Source organism: Pseudorhodoferax sp. LjRoot39, assembly GCF_964253035.1.
GTDB lineage: Bacteria > Pseudomonadota > Gammaproteobacteria > Burkholderiales > Burkholderiaceae_C > Pseudorhodoferax.
Genome location: NZ_CAXUQL020000001.1, coordinates 1,484,396 through 1,500,337, shown reverse-complemented (window position 1 = coordinate 1,500,337; position 15,942 = coordinate 1,484,396). Strand labels below are relative to the sequence as shown.

Annotated in this window: 18 protein-coding genes; 10 read left to right on the top strand and 8 right to left on the bottom strand. The window is 70.7% G+C overall.

All coding sequences use genetic code 11. The features are described 5' to 3' along the window. Positions 1–13: 13 nt before the first annotated feature. From ACSQ4M_RS07130 to ACSQ4M_RS07120, 3 genes are all read right to left on the bottom strand, one after another. Positions 14–1,282, bottom strand: coding sequence for an FIST signal transduction protein (locus ACSQ4M_RS07130; protein ID WP_436188898.1), 1,269 nt, complete (start codon positions 1,280–1,282; stop codon positions 14–16). A 75-nt stretch (positions 1,283–1,357) separates the two neighbouring features. Continuing rightward, positions 1,358–2,008: a PhaM family polyhydroxyalkanoate granule multifunctional regulatory protein gene (locus ACSQ4M_RS07125; RefSeq protein ID WP_436188897.1), complete on the bottom strand. Its 651-nt coding sequence runs from the start codon at positions 2,006–2,008 to the stop codon at positions 1,358–1,360. Positions 2,009–2,051: 43 nt separating this feature from the next. Continuing rightward, on the bottom strand, positions 2,052–3,047 hold the full coding sequence (locus ACSQ4M_RS07120; protein ID WP_436188896.1) for a fumarylacetoacetate hydrolase family protein: 996 nt from the start codon (positions 3,045–3,047) through the stop codon (positions 2,052–2,054). Positions 3,048–3,103: 56 nt separating this feature from the next. On the opposite strand from ACSQ4M_RS07120, the gene ACSQ4M_RS07115 reads away from it, so the two are divergent. From ACSQ4M_RS07115 to purU, 4 genes are all read left to right on the top strand, one after another. Beyond that, entirely contained in the window at positions 3,104–4,246 is a 1,143-nt protein-coding gene (locus ACSQ4M_RS07115; RefSeq protein WP_436188895.1) for a DUF3108 domain-containing protein, read from the top strand. 109 nt (positions 4,247–4,355) lie between these two features. Beyond that, complete coding sequence (locus tag ACSQ4M_RS07110) at positions 4,356–4,688, top strand: BTH_I0359 family protein (protein WP_056671610.1); 333 nt, start codon at positions 4,356–4,358, stop codon at positions 4,686–4,688. 47 nt (positions 4,689–4,735) lie between these two features. Next, entirely contained in the window at positions 4,736–5,539 is an 804-nt protein-coding gene (locus ACSQ4M_RS07105) for a ChaN family lipoprotein (protein WP_436188894.1), read from the top strand. Between the two features lie 17 nt (positions 5,540–5,556). Then, positions 5,557–6,411: a formyltetrahydrofolate deformylase gene (gene purU / locus ACSQ4M_RS07100; RefSeq protein ID WP_436188893.1), complete on the top strand. Its 855-nt coding sequence runs from the start codon at positions 5,557–5,559 to the stop codon at positions 6,409–6,411. On the opposite strand, the gene asd is transcribed toward purU, so the two are convergent. Further along, positions 6,404–7,264: an archaetidylserine decarboxylase gene (asd, locus tag ACSQ4M_RS07095; RefSeq protein WP_436188892.1), complete on the bottom strand. Its 861-nt coding sequence runs from the start codon at positions 7,262–7,264 to the stop codon at positions 6,404–6,406. The genes purU and asd overlap by 8 nt on opposite strands. A gap of 87 nt (positions 7,265–7,351) precedes the next feature. Here asd and ACSQ4M_RS07090 point away from each other — a divergent pair, with 87 nt between their 5' ends. From ACSQ4M_RS07090 to ACSQ4M_RS07070, 5 genes are all read left to right on the top strand, one after another. Beyond that, entirely contained in the window at positions 7,352–8,245 is an 894-nt protein-coding gene (locus tag ACSQ4M_RS07090) for a LysR substrate-binding domain-containing protein (RefSeq protein WP_436188891.1), read from the top strand. Positions 8,246–8,328: 83 nt separating this feature from the next. Next, positions 8,329–9,798, top strand: coding sequence for an FAD-linked oxidase C-terminal domain-containing protein (locus tag ACSQ4M_RS07085; RefSeq protein WP_436188890.1), 1,470 nt, complete (start codon positions 8,329–8,331; stop codon positions 9,796–9,798). A 50-nt stretch (positions 9,799–9,848) separates the two neighbouring features. Then, positions 9,849–11,051: an ATP-binding protein gene (locus ACSQ4M_RS07080; RefSeq protein WP_436188889.1), complete on the top strand. Its 1,203-nt coding sequence runs from the start codon at positions 9,849–9,851 to the stop codon at positions 11,049–11,051. Further along, positions 11,048–11,395: a CidA/LrgA family protein gene (locus ACSQ4M_RS07075; protein WP_436188888.1), complete on the top strand. Its 348-nt coding sequence runs from the start codon at positions 11,048–11,050 to the stop codon at positions 11,393–11,395. The genes ACSQ4M_RS07080 and ACSQ4M_RS07075 overlap by 4 nt, the downstream gene beginning before the upstream one ends. Positions 11,396–11,404: 9 nt before the next feature. Beyond that, positions 11,405–12,130, top strand: coding sequence for an LrgB family protein (locus tag ACSQ4M_RS07070; protein ID WP_436188887.1), 726 nt, complete (start codon positions 11,405–11,407; stop codon positions 12,128–12,130). A gap of 3 nt (positions 12,131–12,133) precedes the next feature. Here the strand turns inward: ACSQ4M_RS07070 and pyrF are convergent, their stop codons facing one another. Further along, a complete protein-coding gene (gene pyrF, locus ACSQ4M_RS07065) occupies positions 12,134–12,976 on the bottom strand; it encodes an orotidine-5'-phosphate decarboxylase (RefSeq protein WP_436188886.1) in 843 nt (280 codons plus the stop codon). Positions 12,977–13,017: 41 nt separating this feature from the next. Here pyrF and ACSQ4M_RS07060 point away from each other — a divergent pair, with 41 nt between their 5' ends. Next, positions 13,018–13,911, top strand: a complete 894-nt coding sequence (locus ACSQ4M_RS07060; RefSeq protein ID WP_436188885.1) for a DMT family transporter — start codon at positions 13,018–13,020, stop codon at positions 13,909–13,911. On the opposite strand, the gene ACSQ4M_RS07055 is transcribed toward ACSQ4M_RS07060, so the two are convergent. Genes ACSQ4M_RS07055 through tsaB form a run of 3 tightly spaced genes read right to left on the bottom strand, consistent with a single transcriptional unit; the run spans position 13,898 to position 15,931 of the window. After that, positions 13,898–14,752, bottom strand: a complete 855-nt coding sequence (locus ACSQ4M_RS07055) for a uracil-DNA glycosylase (protein WP_436188884.1) — start codon at positions 14,750–14,752, stop codon at positions 13,898–13,900. The two genes, ACSQ4M_RS07060 and ACSQ4M_RS07055, sit on opposite strands and share 14 nt — an antisense overlap. Before the next feature lie 13 nt (positions 14,753–14,765). Then, positions 14,766–15,236, bottom strand: coding sequence for a ribosomal protein S18-alanine N-acetyltransferase (gene rimI / locus ACSQ4M_RS07050; RefSeq protein ID WP_436188883.1), 471 nt, complete (start codon positions 15,234–15,236; stop codon positions 14,766–14,768). Further along, positions 15,233–15,931 carry a tRNA (adenosine(37)-N6)-threonylcarbamoyltransferase complex dimerization subunit type 1 TsaB gene (gene tsaB, locus ACSQ4M_RS07045; protein ID WP_436193975.1) on the bottom strand — a complete coding sequence of 233 codons (699 nt, stop codon included), beginning with the start codon at positions 15,929–15,931 and terminating at the stop codon, positions 15,233–15,235. The genes rimI and tsaB overlap by 4 nt, the downstream gene beginning before the upstream one ends. Between the last annotated feature and the right edge of the window lie 11 nt (positions 15,932–15,942).

Sequence of the window (15,942 nt, the reverse complement as noted above, 5' to 3'; positions counted from 1 at the left end):
CATGGCCGGGAATTCAGTCCGTCGCGGTGAACACCGTCAGCACGCCGGTGTAGCCGTACAGGTGGTGGCGGGCGATCTCGCCACCTGCGAAGAAGCCGACCAGCGGCACGTCGCCGAGTGCGTGGCGCACGATCTGCAGCTCTGCGCTGGGGCCGCCGAAGTGCGCGCCGCCGCGGCTCGCGCAGCTCACGTACACGGCGCCGGCCATGCGCCGCGCCGGGTGCGGCGCCGAGGCGGCCAGGTTGTTCGACAGCGCGAGCGCGGCCTCGGCTGGCATGTCCTCGGGCTCCAGTTCCTCGCGGATCTCGGCGCAGACGCGGACCAGGTCGGCCCGCGCGGCCTGCGCATTGCGCTGGCAGAACGACAACCGCATGCCGATCTCCAGCGTCTCGGCGATCGCCACGCCCTGGCGCGCCGGGTCCAGGCCGATGATGTGGCGCACGCGCACATCGGGGCCGAAGCTGCCGGGCCGGCGCACGGCGTCGCTGCCGGCCGCACCGGGTGCGCCACGCAGCCCGGCCAGCGTGGCGCGCACGCGGCCCAGGGCCTCGCGCGGCTCGTCGAGCGAGGCGCCGAGGTCGCCCAGAAGCACCTGCAGCGCGGGCTCACCATTGAGCGCGGTGACGACGTTGCCCTCGCAGGCCGTCACGCTGCGCTCGGCCGCAATGGGCTGGCAGCCCTGGGTCACACGCGAACTCAATGCCACGTCCTGCGTGAAGGCCACGCCCGACAGGCCGCCATGGAACACGCCGCGCGCGCCGCCCTGGCCCTTGATGTTGCCGTTGCCGCCCGTGGCGAACTGCACCGAGCTGCGGCGGCTGGAGGCCAGGCCACCGAACAGGTACCCGGTGTCGGTGCGGGCGGCCATCTCGGTCACGAGTTCGGCGAGATCCTGGGTGTTGCCGTCGGCATGGACCAGGGCCGTGTGCGCCTCGAAGGCCATGCCGAGCGGCGCCACGCCCGAGAACACGCGGTACTGGTGCGCCGGCAGGCCCAGCAGCATGACGGCCATGGCAGGCTCGTCGAAGTACTCGACGTTGTTGGCGGCGATGCCCACCCCCACCGTGCCCGACCAGTCGGTGACCTCGGGCAGCTCGGCGCTCAGGTGGTCCAGGATGTCCTGGGCGGCGCTGGCGTAGTGGTCGGTGATGTAGAGCAGCGCCAGCGTGGGCGCGCTCGCGTAATCCGGCAGGGCCAGCTGCGCGCGCAGCTGTGCCAGCACCAGGCCGGCGGCCATGCGCCACTGCGGGTGGGTCGCGTGGGCGTAGGGAAAAAGTTTCATGGGGTCATCCTGCCATGGGCCGCCCGCGCCGCAGCGCTTGGCCCCATGGCACGCATGGGCGCGCGGGGCCGCGCCTCAAGGAGCACGTTTGCGCGGTGCCGCCTTCTTGGCGGGAGCGGCGGCTTTCCTGGTCGGTGCGGCAGGCGTCTTGGCGGCGGCATGCGGCCGCGCGGGCGCCGCGCCCGGCTCGGGCGTGGCACGGGCTGCGGCCTCCTTCATGGCCGTGGCGGCAATCTGCTGGAACTGCTGCGTCAGCGCACCCCACCATTGCATGGCGTCGATGACGCCGGGCCGCGCGTCTTCGCCATCGGCGGCTTCCTCGGCCTGCGGCGCGGCCGCTGGCGCGGGCTCGGGTGCTGGCCTGGCCACGGACGCAGGCGCCGGTGCGCGCGCCGTGGTGGCTTCGGGCGCTTGTACCGTGAAGGCCTTGGCCACCTCGGACATGCTCACGTTCATGCCCTTGAGCGTGGCCAGCGTCATCTTCTGCACTTCGAGCGCCTGGATCGTGGCCTTGAGCGCCATGGCGTTCTGGTCCAGCCAGAACTGCACGGCCTTGAGTTCGCTGATGCGCTTGTCCAGGTCTTCCACGCTCAGCGTGGGGGCAACCCAACCGCCCAGGCCGGGCATCTGCGGCATGCTCTGCGCGGCGCCCTTGGCCAGGCTCTGCAGGAAGTCGAAGCCGGGGACGAACTTGCCGAAGCCGGCACCGGGTGTCTCGTTGCTCATGGGGTCTCCTCCTGGGTCGGGGTTCTGGGGTTACGTGTGCAGCTTACTGCACCGGTGCGAAGCCGCCGGCGGTTGTGACGTCGGCACGGTCCAGCGCCACGACCTCCTGCTCGATCGCGCCGAACAGGCTGTGGCCCTCGCCGTCCTTCATCTCGGTGCGCACGGTGTCGCCCAAGCGCAGGTAAGCGGTGCGGGCCTCGCCGTCCTGCGCCTGCTCGAAGGCGCGCTTGTCGGCGATCGCGTGGTAACCCTTGGGCCAGTCGCGCCGCTTGCCGTTCTCCACGCCGCGCTGGCGCACGGTGCCGGCGCCCACGATGCTGCCGGCACGCAGGCCGCGCGTGGCGCAGAGGTGGGCGATCAGCTCGCCGAAGGACCAGCGCATGTCTTCGTCGGCGTCGGCGATGCCCACGCGCCGGCCGTTCCAGCTGGTCTGCAGCGCCAGGCCCAAGCGGCCCTGCGCCCAGGCCTCGCCGAGTTCGTCCGGCGTCACGGCCACCGGGCCGAAGGCCGTGGCCGGCAGGCGCTGCACGGCCGACAGGCCAGCGGCCCGCAGTTGCACGGCATTGGCCAGCAGCAGCAGGCGCACGCCTTCCAGTGCCTGGGCCGGGCTGGCGCGCTGCGGCAGGTCGCCGGTGATGGCGGCCAGGCCGGCGCCGAAGTCCATCTCCAGCTGCTCGGCGGCCAGCACCAGCGGATCGCAGGGGCCGCACAGGCTGTCGCCTGCGGCCAGGCGGAAGCCGGGATCGGCCGCGTCGGCGGGCTCGAGGCCGTGCTCCCAGGCCTGGGCCAGCGCCCACTGGCTGGCACGCGGCAGCGGCGCCATGCACTGGCGCGGGTCGAACGGAAAGGCGTGGCGCGCGCGTTCGGCGTTCAGCGCGTCATAGATGTCCTGCAGCTGCGGGGCGATGAAGTTCCAGTCGTCCAGGGCTTGCTGCAGGTGGTGGGCGGCATGGGTGGCGTAGTGCGCACTGGCCAGGTCGCGCGAGACGACGACCAGCTGGCCGTCGCGCGAGCCGTCCTTGTAGGTGGCAAGTTTCATGGGGTGATCGGTGGGGCTCGATGGCGCCGGGCCAGCGCCCGGCAGACAATCCGGGCGTGCAAGCAGATCGCATGGCGGCCGGTGGGGCGCAGGATACAAGCAATTCGCGCAGCAGCCGGCCGCTGCTGGCGCTGGGTGCGGTCGTGGTCCTGGCCCACCTGGTGGCGCTGCAGCAACTGCCGGCCGTGCTGGCGCCGCCCGACCTCGCGCGGACCCGTGCCTTCACCACGCGCAGCATCGTGGTCCAGCCGCCGCCAGCGCCCGTGGTCGCGGCACCGGAACCTGCGCCACCGCCGCCCCCCCCTCCACGCCGCAAGCCACGTCCCGCACCGGTGGTCGCGGCGCCGCCCGCGCCGGTGGCCGAGGCGCCCGTTGCCATGGCGGCACCAGAGCCCCCAGCCGTGGAACCCGATCCGGCTGCCGTGCCTGCACAGGACGCCGCCTCCCAGCCCGAGCCACCAGCACAGGCAGCCTCCGCGCCAGAAGCTGGACCCGCACCTGCCCCAGCGCCAGCCCCGGAGCCGGCGGCGCCCCCAGCCCCCGCGACCGCCCTGGCCCTGGGCATCCCCGGCTCGGTGCGGCTCAAGTACACACTGACGGGCGAGGCCAAGCAGCAGACCTACCACGCCATGGGCGAACTGCTGTGGCTGCAGGACGGCAAGACCTACGACGCCCGGCTCGAATACAGCGCCTTCCTGATCGGCTCGCGCGTGCGCACCAGCAGCGGCAAGCTCAGCGAACGCGGCCTGGAGCCCACGCGCTTCTCCGACAAATGGCGCAAGCGCGACCTGGCGGCGCATTTCGAGCGCGACAAGGGCATCGTGAGCTTCAGCGCGAACACGCCCAGCGCGCCGCTGCTGCCCGATGCGCAGGACCAACTCAGCGTGCTGCTGCAGCTCTCTGCCATGGTGGCGGGCGATCCGGCCCGCTTCGGGGCGGGCGCCAGTGTCACCTTGCCCGTGGTCGGCCCGCGCGATGCCGATGTCTGGACCTTCACGATCCAGGGCGAGGAACTGTCCTATCTGCCTTACGACAACCTGCAGACCTTGAAGCTCACGCGCAACCCGCGCAAGGAATTCGACCAGAAGGTCGAGGCCTGGCTGGCCCCCAGCCTGGCCTACATGCCCGTGCGGGTGCGCATCACCCAGCCCAACGGCGACTTCGTGGACCAGCTGCTGCGCAGCGTGGACAGCCCCTGAACGGACTTTTTTGGCAGGTAGTCGCAGGACTACCACAGTCCGGCCTTGAAACCGGCCCGGAAGTTGCAATCTAGGGAGCAAGATAGCGCCAATTGGAAAGGGCACCGACATGAACATGCTGTATGACTCCGACTCCTTCGTGGTGGTCCACATGGAGCCGCACGCCGGTGACATCGACGTGCAGATGCAGGATGGCGTGGGCCTGGTCGCGCGTGCCAAGGACAAGGACGCCACGCCTGCCACCCATCCGGCCCTGGAACGCCACGGTTTCGAGATCGTCGACAAGCGCTCCGGCAAGGAGGTCTACCTGGATGGTTCCTGGGCCGAACTGTTCCAGCAACAGATCGCCGCCTGGCGTGCCCACACCCCGACCCAGGAAGAGGTCGAGGACACGCTGGACCGCTATGCCGAACTGGCGCAGAACCCGGTCGTGATGCATTGACCCTGCCACCGGCCCGGCCATGGCCGGACCCGGTGCATCATCGGGGCATGCAACGGGCTCCGCGCATTTTTGTCACCCTGGCCACCGTTCTGGTGGCCTTTTTGTTGGGCGGTTGCGCCAGCGGACGCTCTGAGGAAGGGGTTTCGGCCCTGCTGCCGGCCGATGCCATCCTGCTGGGCGAGCAACACGACGCGCCCGAACACCAACAGGCCCATGCCCGCGCCGTGCGCGACCTGTCCGGCCGCGGGCAACTCGCGGCCCTGGTGGTCGAGATGGCCGACGCCGGCCAGACCACGGCCGGATTGCCTCACCACGCCGAAGAAGCGACCGTGCACCAGGCCCTGCAGTGGAACGACAAGGCCTGGCCCTGGGCCGCCTACGGCCCGGCGGTGATGGCCGCCGTGCAGGCGGGCGTTCCGGTGCTGGGCGGCAACCTGCCCCGTGCGCGCTTTGCCGCGGTCATGCAAGACCAGGCGCTGGACGCGTCCTTGCCGACGGCCACCCTGGCCGCGCAGCGGGAAGCCATCCGCGTCAGCCACTGCGACCTGCTGCCAGCGACGCAGCTGGCGCCCATGGCCCGCATCCAGATCGCGCGCGACCTGTCGATGGCGCGCACCGTGCAGGCCGCGGCCCGGCCCGGCCAGGTGGTGCTGCTGCTGGCGGGCAGCGGCCATGTCGACCGGCAGCTCGGTGTGCCGCAGCACCTGCCGCCTGGGTTCGAAGTGCGCGCGGTACGCCTTCAGGCCGGCGGCACGGCCGCCGCGTCACCGGCCTTCGACACGGTGTGGGCCACGCCCGCGCTGCCGGCGAAGGACCATTGCGCGGCGCTGCGGCAGCGCCTGGGCGGGTGAACGACAATCTCGCCCCTATGACGACGACCAGCGCCTCCTACATCCTGACCCTGTCCTGTCCCGACCGCACCGGCATCGTTCACGCCGTGTCCGGCTTCCTGTTCGAGCGCGGCGCCAACATCGAAGAGGCGGCCCAGTACAACGACCACGCCACCGGCCTGTTCTTCATGCGCGTGCGCTTCGCCAGCGCCGACGACCACGCCACACTGCAGGCCCAGCTGACCCCGTTCGCCGAAGGCTTCCAGATGCGCTGGAGCCTGCATGCCACGGCCGAGCCCATGCGCACCGTCATCATGGTCAGCAAGGAAGGCCATTGCCTGAACGACCTGCTGTTCCGCTGGAAAAGCGGCCTGCTGCCGGTGGACATCCGCGCCATCGTTTCCAACCACCGCGACTTCTACCAGCTGGCGGCCAGCTACAACGTGCCGTTCCACCACATCCCGGTGACCGGCGCCACCAAGGCCCAGGCCGAGGCGCGCGCGCTGGAGGTGATCCAGGGCGAGAACGCCGAACTCGTGGTGTTGGCGCGCTACATGCAAATCCTGTCGGACGACCTGTGTCGCAAGCTGGCTGGCCGCGCGATCAACATCCACCACTCGTTCCTGCCCAGCTTCAAGGGCGCCAAGCCCTACTACCAGGCGCACGACCGCGGCGTGAAGCTGATCGGCGCCACGGCCCACTACGTGACGGCCGACCTGGACGAAGGCCCCATCATCGAGCAGGACGTGGCCCGCGCCGACCACAGCAAGACCGTGGAAGACCTGACGGCCATGGGCCGCGACACCGAAAGCCAGGTGCTGGCGCGCGCGGTCAAGTGGCACAGCGAGCACCGCGTGCTGCTGAACGGCCACAAGACCGTGATCTTCAAGTAGCCGGCGAACCCCAGTCGGCCATGCGCTCGCCCAGGCGGATCGCGCGGGCCGGCGCCCAGTCGGGGCTGAAGGCCAGCGGGCCTTGCGGGAACAGCATCACGACGGTGGAGCCCAGCAGGAAGCGGCCCATCTCCTCGCCCTGGCGCAGCGTGATGGCCTCATCGCCCTCGTAGCGCCATTCGCGCAGCTCGCCCAGGCGCGGCGGGTTGACCACACCGTGCCACACGGTGGCCATGCTGCCCACGATGGTGGCGCCCACCAGCGTCAGCACCAGCGGGCCGTGCGCGGTCTCGAACACGCAGACCACGCGCTCATTGCGCGCGAACAGGCCCGGCACGCCGCGCGCCGTGGTCGGGTTGACCGAAAACAGCTCACCCGGCACATAGACCATGCGCACGAGCCGCCCATCGCAGGGCATGTGGATGCGGTGGTAGTCGCGCGGGCTCAGGTACAGCGTGGCGAAGCTGCCATGGCGGAAATGCGCAGCCAGCGCCGCGTCGCCGCCGACCAGCGCGCGCGTGGAATAGGCATGGCCCTTGGCCTGGAAGATCTGGTCGTCCTCGATGCGGCCAAACTGGCTGATGGCGCCATCGACCGGGCAGACCAGGTCGGCCTGGGCCAGCGGCCTGGCGCCATCCTTGAGCGCCCGCGTGAAGAACTCGTTGAAGCTGGGATAGGACGCGATGTCCGGATCGGCCGCCTCGGCCATGTCCACCCCGTACTTGTTGACGAACCAGCGGATCAGCGCCGTGGTGCGCGCGCCGCGCCGGGCCGAGGCCACGCGCCCTGCGAACCGTGTCAGACGGTGCTTGGGCAACAGGTATTGCGGCAGGACGGCAAGGCAATCGGACAAGTGGGCACTCTCTTCAAGGGGGACTTCGAGTGTAGCGGCCGCCCCTGGGCCAGCCGTAGGAGGGCGGCTGCAACGACAATCGGACGCATGGCCGCCACCGCCCGCATTCCGCCGATCCAGTGCCTGCTGACCTTCGAGGCGCTGGCGCGGCTGCGCAGCGTCACGCTGGCGGCCGACGAGCTCTGCGTCACGCCCAGCGCCGTGAGCCACCGCGTGCGCCAGCTCGAGCAAAGCATCGGCACCAAGCTGTTCGGCCGCGCAGACTTCTCGCTGACCACCGAGGGCAGCGAGTACCTGGCCCATGTGCGCGAGGGCCTGGCCATGCTGGGCCGCTTTCCTGGCGCCCAGCCGATGCCCGGCAAGCGCAAGCTGCGCCTGGCCGTGACACCCACCTTCGCGCGCGCCATCCTGATCCCGCGGCTGCGCCAGTTCACCGAGGCCTACCCCGAGATCGACCTCGTGCTGCAGGTCAGCATCCCGCTGCTGGACGTGGTGGCCGAGGACGCCGACCTCATGGTGCGCTTCGGCGCCGGCCGCTACGCCGATGTGGAGCATCTGCTGCTGGCGCGCGACGAGGTCGCGCCGCTGGCCGCGCCGAGCTACCTGCGCGAGGCCGGCGGCCCATTCACCCAGGCCGAGGACCTCGAAGGCCAGCGCCTGCTGCGCTCGGCGCTCGACCCCTGGCGCACCTGGTTCGTCGCCCGCAAGCTGGATTGGCCCGAGCCCGCCGAAGGCTCGCAGTTCAACGACGTCGGCCTCATGTGCGACGCGGCTGCGGCCGGCATGGGCATCGCGCTGGTGCGGCTCAAGCTGGCCGCGCCCTGGCTGGACAGCGGAGCCCTGGTGCGCATCGGCACCACGCCCACGTTCACCGAGAGCGTGCCCAGCCCGCATGCGCACTACCTGTGCTGGCGCACCGGCACCATGGACCGCTGGGAGTGCGCCGCCTTTTCCGACTGGTTGCGCCAGGCGCTGGCCTGAAGTCGCTTCACACCGGAGCTGAACTTTCCTCAGCCAGGCCGCGGCGCGCTGGCTTAAAGTCTGGCGCCCCCACGGAGAACACCATGGCCGAGACCGCCCCGCCGCCCGCCGAGACCCTGGCAGCCCTGCGCCGCGTGCTGCCCGCGCACGCGCTGCTGTCGCAGCCCGAAGACACCACGCCCTACGAATGCGACGGCCTCACGGCCTACCGCCAGCGCCCCATGGCCGTGGCACTGCCCGAGACCTACGAACAGGTGCAGGGGGTGCTCAAGACCTGTCATGCGCTGGGCGTGCCGGTGGTCGCGCGCGGCGCCGGTACCGGCCTGTCGGGCGGCGCCATGCCGCATGCCCAGGGCGTCACGCTGTCCATGGCCAAGTTCAACCGCATTCTGAAGATGGACCCGGTCAGCCGCACGGCCGTCGTGCAATGCGGCGTGCGCAACCTGGCCATCAGCGAGGCCGCCGCGCCGCATGGCCTGTACTACGCGCCTGACCCGTCCAGCCAGATCGCTTGCACCATCGGCGGCAACGTGGCCGAGAACTCGGGTGGCGTGCACTGTCTCAAGTACGGCCTGACCGTGCACAACGTGCTGCAGATCAGCGGCTTCACGGCCGAGGGCGAACCCGTCACCTTCGGCGGCGCCGCGCTGGACAGCCCGGGCCTGGACCTGCTGGCCCTGGCCATCGGCTCCGAAGGCATGCTGGCCGTGGCCACCGAGGTCACCGTCAAGCTGGTGCCCAAGCCCATGCTGGCGCGCTGCATCATGGCCAGCTTCGACGACATGCGCAAAGCCGGCGATGCCGTGGCCGCCGTGATCGCGGCCGGCATCATCCCGGCCGGCCTGGAGATGATGGACAAGCCCATGACGGCCGCGGTCGAGGACTTCGTGCGCGCCGGCTACGACCTCACAGCCGAGGCCATCCTGCTCTGCGAAAGCGACGGCACGCCCGAGGAGGTCGAGGAAGAGATCGGCCGCATGAGCGACGTGCTGCGCGGCTGCGGCGCCACGGCGATTGCCGTGAGCCAGAACGAGGCCGAGCGCCTGCGCTTCTGGAGCGGCCGCAAGAACGCCTTCCCGGCCTCGGGCCGCATCAGCCCCGACTACATGTGCATGGACTCGACCATCCCGCGCAAGCGCCTGGCCGACATCCTGCTGGCCATCGCCGAGATGGAGAAGAAGTACGGCCTGCGCTGCGCCAACGTGTTCCACGCGGGCGACGGCAACCTGCACCCGCTGATCCTGTTCGATGCCAACGACCCCGACCAGCTGCACCGCTGCGAGCTGTTCGGCGCCGACATCCTGGAGACCAGCGTGGCCATGGGCGGCACCGTGACCGGCGAGCACGGCGTGGGCGTGGAGAAGCTCAACAGCATGTGCGTGCAGTTTTCCGCTGAGGAGAACGCGCAGATGTTCGGCATCAAGCACGCCTTCGACCCCAAGGGCCTGCTGAACCCGGGCAAGGTGATTCCCACGCTGAACCGCTGCGCCGAGTACGGAAAGATGCTGGTGCGCGGCGGCAAGATCGCGCACCCGGATCTGCCGCGTTTTTGATTTACTCAATGCGCTGAGTAAACTATCTCAGCCCATTGAGTAATTTTCCGATGTCAATTGAGATCCAGCGCGCCGCGCTGCAGCCGTTCATCGCACGCCTGCGCGAACCGCGCCGCTTTCTGCAGGTGCTGGCAGGCCCGCGCCAGGTGGGCAAGACCACGCTGGTGCGGCAGGCGCTGGCGGCGCTGGCGTCCGATCGCGTCGCGCAGCACAGCGTCAGCGCCGACAGCCCGGGCCTGCAAGGCGCGAGCTGGCTGGCAGCGCAATGGGAGACCGCACGCGCACTGGCCGCGCAGGCCGGCAGCTGCATCCTCGTGCTTGACGAGGTGCAGAAGCTCCCCGGCTGGACCGAGGAGGTCAAGCGCCTGTGGGACGAGGACAGTGCGGCAGGCCGCGACGTGCGTGCCGTGGTGCTGGGCTCCGCGCCGCTGCTGATCGCGCGCGGCTTGACCGAGAGCATGGCCGGGCGCTTCGAGATCACGCGCCTGGGCCACTGGCGCTACACCGAGATGCGCGAGGCCTTCGATTTCACGCTGGAGCAGTACATCTTCTTCGGCGGCTACCCGGGTGCCGCGCCGCTGGTGCACGACGAAACCCGCTGGGCTGCCTACATCCGCGATGCGCTGATCGAGACCACCATCAGCAAGGACGTGCTGCTGATGGCCCCGGTGCAAAAGCCCGCGCTGCTGCGCCGGCTGTTCGACCTGGCCTGCCGCTACAGCGGCCAGATGCTGAGCTACCAGAAGATGATGGGCCAGCTGGCCGATGCCGGCAACACCACCACGCTGGCGCACTACCTCGAACTGCTGGAGGGCGCCGGCATGGTCTGCGGGCTGCAGAAGTATTCCGGCCAGGCGCTGCGCCAGCGCGCGTCCAGTCCCAAGCTGCAGGTCTTCAACACGGCGCTGATGGGTGCACTGGCCGTGGCCGAGGGCTGGGGCTTTGCGCAGTTGCGCGCCACGCCCGAGCAATGGGGCCGCATGGTCGAGAGCGCCGTGGGCGCCGAGCTGCTGGCACGCCGGCTCACGCACAGCAGCACGCAGCCTGCGCTGTACTACTGGCACGAAGCCGGCCGCGAGGTCGACTACGTGCTGCCCGATGGCCGGGAACTGTTTGCGCTGGAGGTCAAGAGCGGCCGCCAGCGCGGCAATGTGTCCGGGCTCGATGCGTTCCGCCTGGGCTACCCCAAGGCCAGGCCCCTGGTGCTCGGCACTGGCGGTCTCGACCTCCACCACTGGTTCACGACACCATGATCCCCTTGCGCGGACTGGCCTGGTTGCTGGCCCTGCAGTCGGCGGGCGAGTTGCTCGCGCGTGGCCTGCACCTGCCCTTTCCCGGCCCTGTGATCGGCATGGTGTTGCTGCTCGTGGCCCTGCGCTGGGAACCGGTGCGCACGCCGGTCGCCGCCTGCGCCGATTTCCTGCTCTCGCATCTGTCGCTGCTGTTCGTGCCGGTCGGCGTCGGCGTCATCGTGCACCTGCCGCTGCTGGCGCAATACGGCGGCCGCATGCTGGTGGTGCTGGTGGTGTCCACCTGGGTCGGGCTGGCCGTGACGGCGCTGGTCTTGTACGCAGGGCGCCAGCGCCCGCCGAAGTGAGGAGAAGCCATGGCGCAGTTCGTCGAACTCTGGGTCTACCTGTCCGCCACGCCCCTGTTCGGGCTGACGGCCACGCTCGTGGTCTACGTGCTGGCCCAGGCCGCCTATGCGCGGCTGGGCCATGCGCCCTGGGCCAATCCGGTGCTCTGGAGCGTGGTCAGCATCGGCGCGGTGCTGCTGGTCACGCGCCTGCCCTACCCCACCTACTTCGCGGGCGCGCAGTTCATCCACTTCCTGCTGGGCCCGGCCGTCGTGGCGCTGGGCTGGCCGTTGTGGCAACGCCGCGCAGAACTGCGCCAGCGCTGGGGGCGGCTGCTGCTGGCCGCGCTGGCCGGTGGCGGAGCGGCCAGCGCCATGGCCGTGGTGCTGGGCCGCGCGCTCGACCTGCCGGCCGATGTGGTGTTGTCGATGGCGCCCAAGTCGGTCACCGCGCCGGTGGCCATGGGCGTGGCCCAGGCCATCGGCGGCATCCCGGCATTGGCGGCCGTGTTCGCGGTGATCACCGGGCTGGTCGGCGCGCTGAGCGGCAAGTACCTGTTCGATGGGCTGCGCATCGCCCGCGACCCGGCCGGCTGGCGGGCGCGCGGCTTCGCGCTCGGCACGGCTGCCCACGGCATCGGCGCGGCACGTGCACTGCAGGTCGACGCCGATGCGGGCGCCTACGCCGGCCTGGCGCTGGGCCTGCAGGTGGTGCTGGCTTCGCTGCTGATCCCGCTGGCGTTCCGCTGGCTCTGAAGCTCAGACGGCACGCGCCGCGTGCAGCACATCGCGCGTGCGCATGGCTTCCTGCCGCGCAGCCGTGGCGAAGTCGTCGCCCGATGACGCGTACAGGATCGCCCGCGATGAACTGACGACCACCGGCCCGGTGGTCTGTGCAGCATCGCCACGCCACGCCGCACGCACCGTGGCCTGCGCGTCACCGCCCTGCGCACCGACGCCCGGGATCAACAGCGGCACCGAGGGCGCCAACGCACGCACCCGCTCCAGTTCGGACGGGTAGGTGGCCCCCACCACCAGGCCCAGTTGCCCATTGCGGTTCCAGGGGCCCTGCGCCAGTTGCGCGATGTGCTCGTACAGGCGCGGCTGGCCGTTCACGCTGGCCAGGCTCTGGTTCTGCAGGTCGTCGCCCCCAGGGTTGGAGGTGCGGCACAGCAGGAAGGCGCCCTTGCCTTCGCGCCGCAGGTACGGCTCGACCGAATCGAAGCCCATGAACGGCGACAGCGTGACCGCGTCGGCGCCGTAGCGCTCGAAGGCCTCGATGGCGTATTGCTCGGCGGTGGAGCCGATGTCGCCACGCTTGGCGTCCAGGATCACGGGCACATGCGGCGCGGCGCGGCGGATGTGGGAAATCAGGCGTTCGAGCTGGTCCTCGGCGCGGTGCGCGGCGAAGTAGGCGATCTGCGGCTTGAAGGCGATGGCCAGGTCGGCCGTGGCGTCGACGATGGCGGCGCAGAAATCGTGGATGCGGCTGGCGTCGCCGCGCAGCGCGGCCGGGAAGCGGGCCGGGTCCGGGTCCAGGCCCACGCAGAGCAGCGAGGCATTGCGCTGCTCGGCACCGCGCAGCATGTCGAGGAAGGTCATGCCGCGATTGTAAGAACCGCCCCCGCTACCATCGGCCGCCTATGCAGGCACTGAGCACGAGACAAGCCGCCATGCTGGTGGCGCTCACGGTCGTCTGGGGGCTGAACTGGCCGGTCATGAAGATCGGCGTAACGGGCTACCCGGCGATCACCTTCCGCGTCATCTCGCTGTGGATCGGCGTGCCGCTGCTGGGCCTGGGCCTGCTGGCCCTGCGCACGCCGCTGGCCGTGCCGCGCACCTACTGGGGCGAACTGTTCTGGCTCGGCGTGACCAACATGTTCGTCTGGCATGCGCTCATGGTGCTGGCAGTGCAGGCGCTGTCCAGCGGGCGCGCGGCCATCCTGGGCTATTCGATGCCGATCTTCTCGGCCGTGTTCGGCGCGCTGTTCTTCGGCGAACGGCTGCGCGCACGTGCGTGGGGCGGCGTGGCCGCGGCAGCGCTGGGCGTGTTGCTGCTGCTCTGGCACGAACTGTCGAACATGGCAGGCCGGCCGATCGGTGTGCTGCTGGCACTGGCAGGCGCCGCCACCTGGGCCATCGGCACGCAGAAGATGCGGCGCCACACCCTGCCCGTCTCCACGCCCGCGCTGGTGTTCTGGATGACGGCCATGAGCGCCTGCATCATGAGCGTGCTGTCCTTCCTGTTCGAGCGCGAACGCTGGATGGCGCCGACCCCGCCCGTCTGGGGCGCCATCCTCTACAACGGCGTGCTGATCTTCGCGCTGGCGCAGGTGGTGTGGTTCTCGCTGGCACGGGCGCTGCCGCCCGTGGCCTCCACGCTGGGCGTGATGCTGATCCCCATCCTCGGCGTGTTCAGCGGCGCCTGGTGGCTGGGCGAGGCGCTGCACTGGCAGGACTGGGCCGCCATGGGCCTCATGGTGCTGGCGATCGCCTCGGTGCTGTGGCCCGAGCGGCGCGCCGTCACAGCGACCTGAGCGTGTCCATCGCCAGGCACAGGTCGGCCCAGGCCTTGGCCTTCTCGGGCAGGCTGCGCAACAGATAGGCCGGGTGGTAGCTCACGACCACAGGCACGCCCTCGTAGCGATAGACCTTGCCGCGCAGCCGGCCCAGCGGCTGGGTCTGCACGTCGGGCACGCTGGCGGCCAGCAGCGACTGCACGGCGAAACGGCCCACGGCCAGGATGATCCTGGGCTGCAGCAGCGCGATCTGGCGCTTCAGAAAGGGCTCGCACTGCGCCACCTCGTCGAGCGCGGGATTGCGGTTGCCGGGCGGGCGGCACTTGAGCACGTTGACGATGAAGGCCGCCTGCGCACCCCGCACCTCGCCATGCCGGCTCACGCCGACGGCACGCAGCATGTTGTCCAGCAGCTTGCCGGCCTGGCCGACGAAGGGCTCGCCGCGCAGGTCTTCCTGCTCGCCAGGCGCCTCGCCGACGATCAGCCAGTCGACGCGCGGCGGCGCATCTGCACCGGGCGCCACCGGGCCGACGCCGAACACGGTGTTCTTGCGCGTGCCGCAGAGCTTGCACGCCTCGCAGCCCGCCACGGCCTGCTGCAGTGCGGCCCAGTCCATGGCGGCAATGGCGGCGGCGCGGCCGCCGTCGGCCGACGCTGGAGCCGGCCGGGGCACGGCAGCCACAGGCGTGGCCGCCGCCACGACAGGCGCGGGCCGTGCCACCACGGGCGGTGGCGCAACGGGTGCGGCCACGGCCACAGGCGACTCTGCGGGCACCACGGCCGGCGCCTGCGGCCACCAGACGCGCACATGCATCTCTTCCAGCATCGCGCGCTGGCGCGCATCGAGTTCCAAGGCCATCAGCAGCGCACGCTCACAGTTGCAGACTCATGACGATGGCGTCTTCGCGCTTGAACGCCGACTCCGGGTAGTAGCCCTTGCGCTGGCCCACGCGCCGAAAGCCGTAGGCCGCGTAGATCTGGAACGCGCGCAGGTTGCTCACGCGCACCTCCAGCCACAGCCACTGCGCGCGCTGGCCGCGCGACCACAGGCACAGCGCATCGAGCATCACACGGGCCCAGCCGCGGCGCTGCTGGCTCGGTGCCACCGTGATGTTGAGCAGGTGCACCTCGTCCACCCCTTTCATCGCGATGAAGTAGCCCAGCACCTCCGTGTCGCCCAGCAGCACCTGCGCCTGGTAGCCGGACGCCAGTGCGTCCTGGAAGTTGCGGCGCGTCCACGGATGGGTGTAGGCCTGCTGCTCGATGGCGACAACCGCCGACAGCCAGTCCTCGGTCATGGGCTCGAAGCGGGCCTCGCCCGTCAGTTCGGGGAGCGCGCTCATGAAGCAGCCGCTTTCTCGGCCATGCGCTCGGCCGTGGTCTTGGCCACCTTGTTGCGCACATAGCGGGGCAGCGCCTCCTCGGCCGGCACGGCCAGGCCTGCGGCCAGCAACTGCGGCGCCACGCGCAGCATGGCGGTGGCCAGCGGCAGCACGGCCAGGCCCGGCGCGCCGGCCAAGCGCGCGCCGTAGGCTGCACCCGCATTGCCCGCCAGCGTCCAGCCATCGGGCACCATCAGCGCCTCGGGCGCCAGCAGGTCGAAATCGCCGTCCTGCAGCCAGTGGCCGTCCGCAAAGCGGTAGTGGCCGGCATAGACCTCGTTCATGCGGGCGTCCAGCGCGGCCACGACCTCGGTGACCCCGGCCACATGCCGCGCCTCGTCGGCCACGGCCAGCAGCGTATCGACCGGCAGCAGCGGCACGCCTTCCGGGCGCTGCGCCCGCGTGCCGAACGCCAGCCCCTGGGCCACTGCACAGGCGGTGCGCAAGCCCGTGAACGAACCCGGCCCGCAGCCGAAGGCGATGGCGTCGAGTTGCGCCAGCCCCAGGCCGGCCTGGCGCAGCAGGTCCAGCACCATGGGCAGCAGCGTGGTGGATGCCTGTGCACCGCCAGGGCCGCTGCACTCCAGCACATGCGCGCCATCGCTGACCGCGACCGACAGGCTCTCGGTGCTGGTGTCGAATGCCAGCAGGCGCAGGCTGGAAGAAA

Coding starts and splice junctions, on each gene's coding strand:
- ACSQ4M_RS07130 (WP_436188898.1), bottom strand. CDS start 1,282: ATGAAACTTTTTCCCTACGCCCACGCGACCCACCCGCAGTGGCGCATG.
- ACSQ4M_RS07125 (WP_436188897.1), bottom strand. CDS start 2,008: ATGAGCAACGAGACACCCGGTGCCGGCTTCGGCAAGTTCGTCCCCGGC.
- ACSQ4M_RS07120 (WP_436188896.1), bottom strand. CDS start 3,047: ATGAAACTTGCCACCTACAAGGACGGCTCGCGCGACGGCCAGCTGGTC.
- ACSQ4M_RS07110 (WP_056671610.1), top strand. CDS start 4,356: ATGAACATGCTGTATGACTCCGACTCCTTCGTGGTGGTCCACATGGAG.
- ACSQ4M_RS07105 (WP_436188894.1), top strand. CDS start 4,736: ATGCAACGGGCTCCGCGCATTTTTGTCACCCTGGCCACCGTTCTGGTG.
- purU (WP_436188893.1), top strand. CDS start 5,557: ATGACGACGACCAGCGCCTCCTACATCCTGACCCTGTCCTGTCCCGAC.
- ACSQ4M_RS07090 (WP_436188891.1), top strand. CDS start 7,352: ATGGCCGCCACCGCCCGCATTCCGCCGATCCAGTGCCTGCTGACCTTC.
- ACSQ4M_RS07085 (WP_436188890.1), top strand. CDS start 8,329: ATGGCCGAGACCGCCCCGCCGCCCGCCGAGACCCTGGCAGCCCTGCGC.
- ACSQ4M_RS07080 (WP_436188889.1), top strand. CDS start 9,849: ATGTCAATTGAGATCCAGCGCGCCGCGCTGCAGCCGTTCATCGCACGC.
- ACSQ4M_RS07075 (WP_436188888.1), top strand. CDS start 11,048: ATGATCCCCTTGCGCGGACTGGCCTGGTTGCTGGCCCTGCAGTCGGCG.
- ACSQ4M_RS07070 (WP_436188887.1), top strand. CDS start 11,405: ATGGCGCAGTTCGTCGAACTCTGGGTCTACCTGTCCGCCACGCCCCTG.
- pyrF (WP_436188886.1), bottom strand. CDS start 12,976: ATGACCTTCCTCGACATGCTGCGCGGTGCCGAGCAGCGCAATGCCTCG.
- ACSQ4M_RS07060 (WP_436188885.1), top strand. CDS start 13,018: ATGCAGGCACTGAGCACGAGACAAGCCGCCATGCTGGTGGCGCTCACG.
- ACSQ4M_RS07055 (WP_436188884.1), bottom strand. CDS start 14,752: ATGGCCTTGGAACTCGATGCGCGCCAGCGCGCGATGCTGGAAGAGATG.
- rimI (WP_436188883.1), bottom strand. CDS start 15,236: ATGAGCGCGCTCCCCGAACTGACGGGCGAGGCCCGCTTCGAGCCCATG.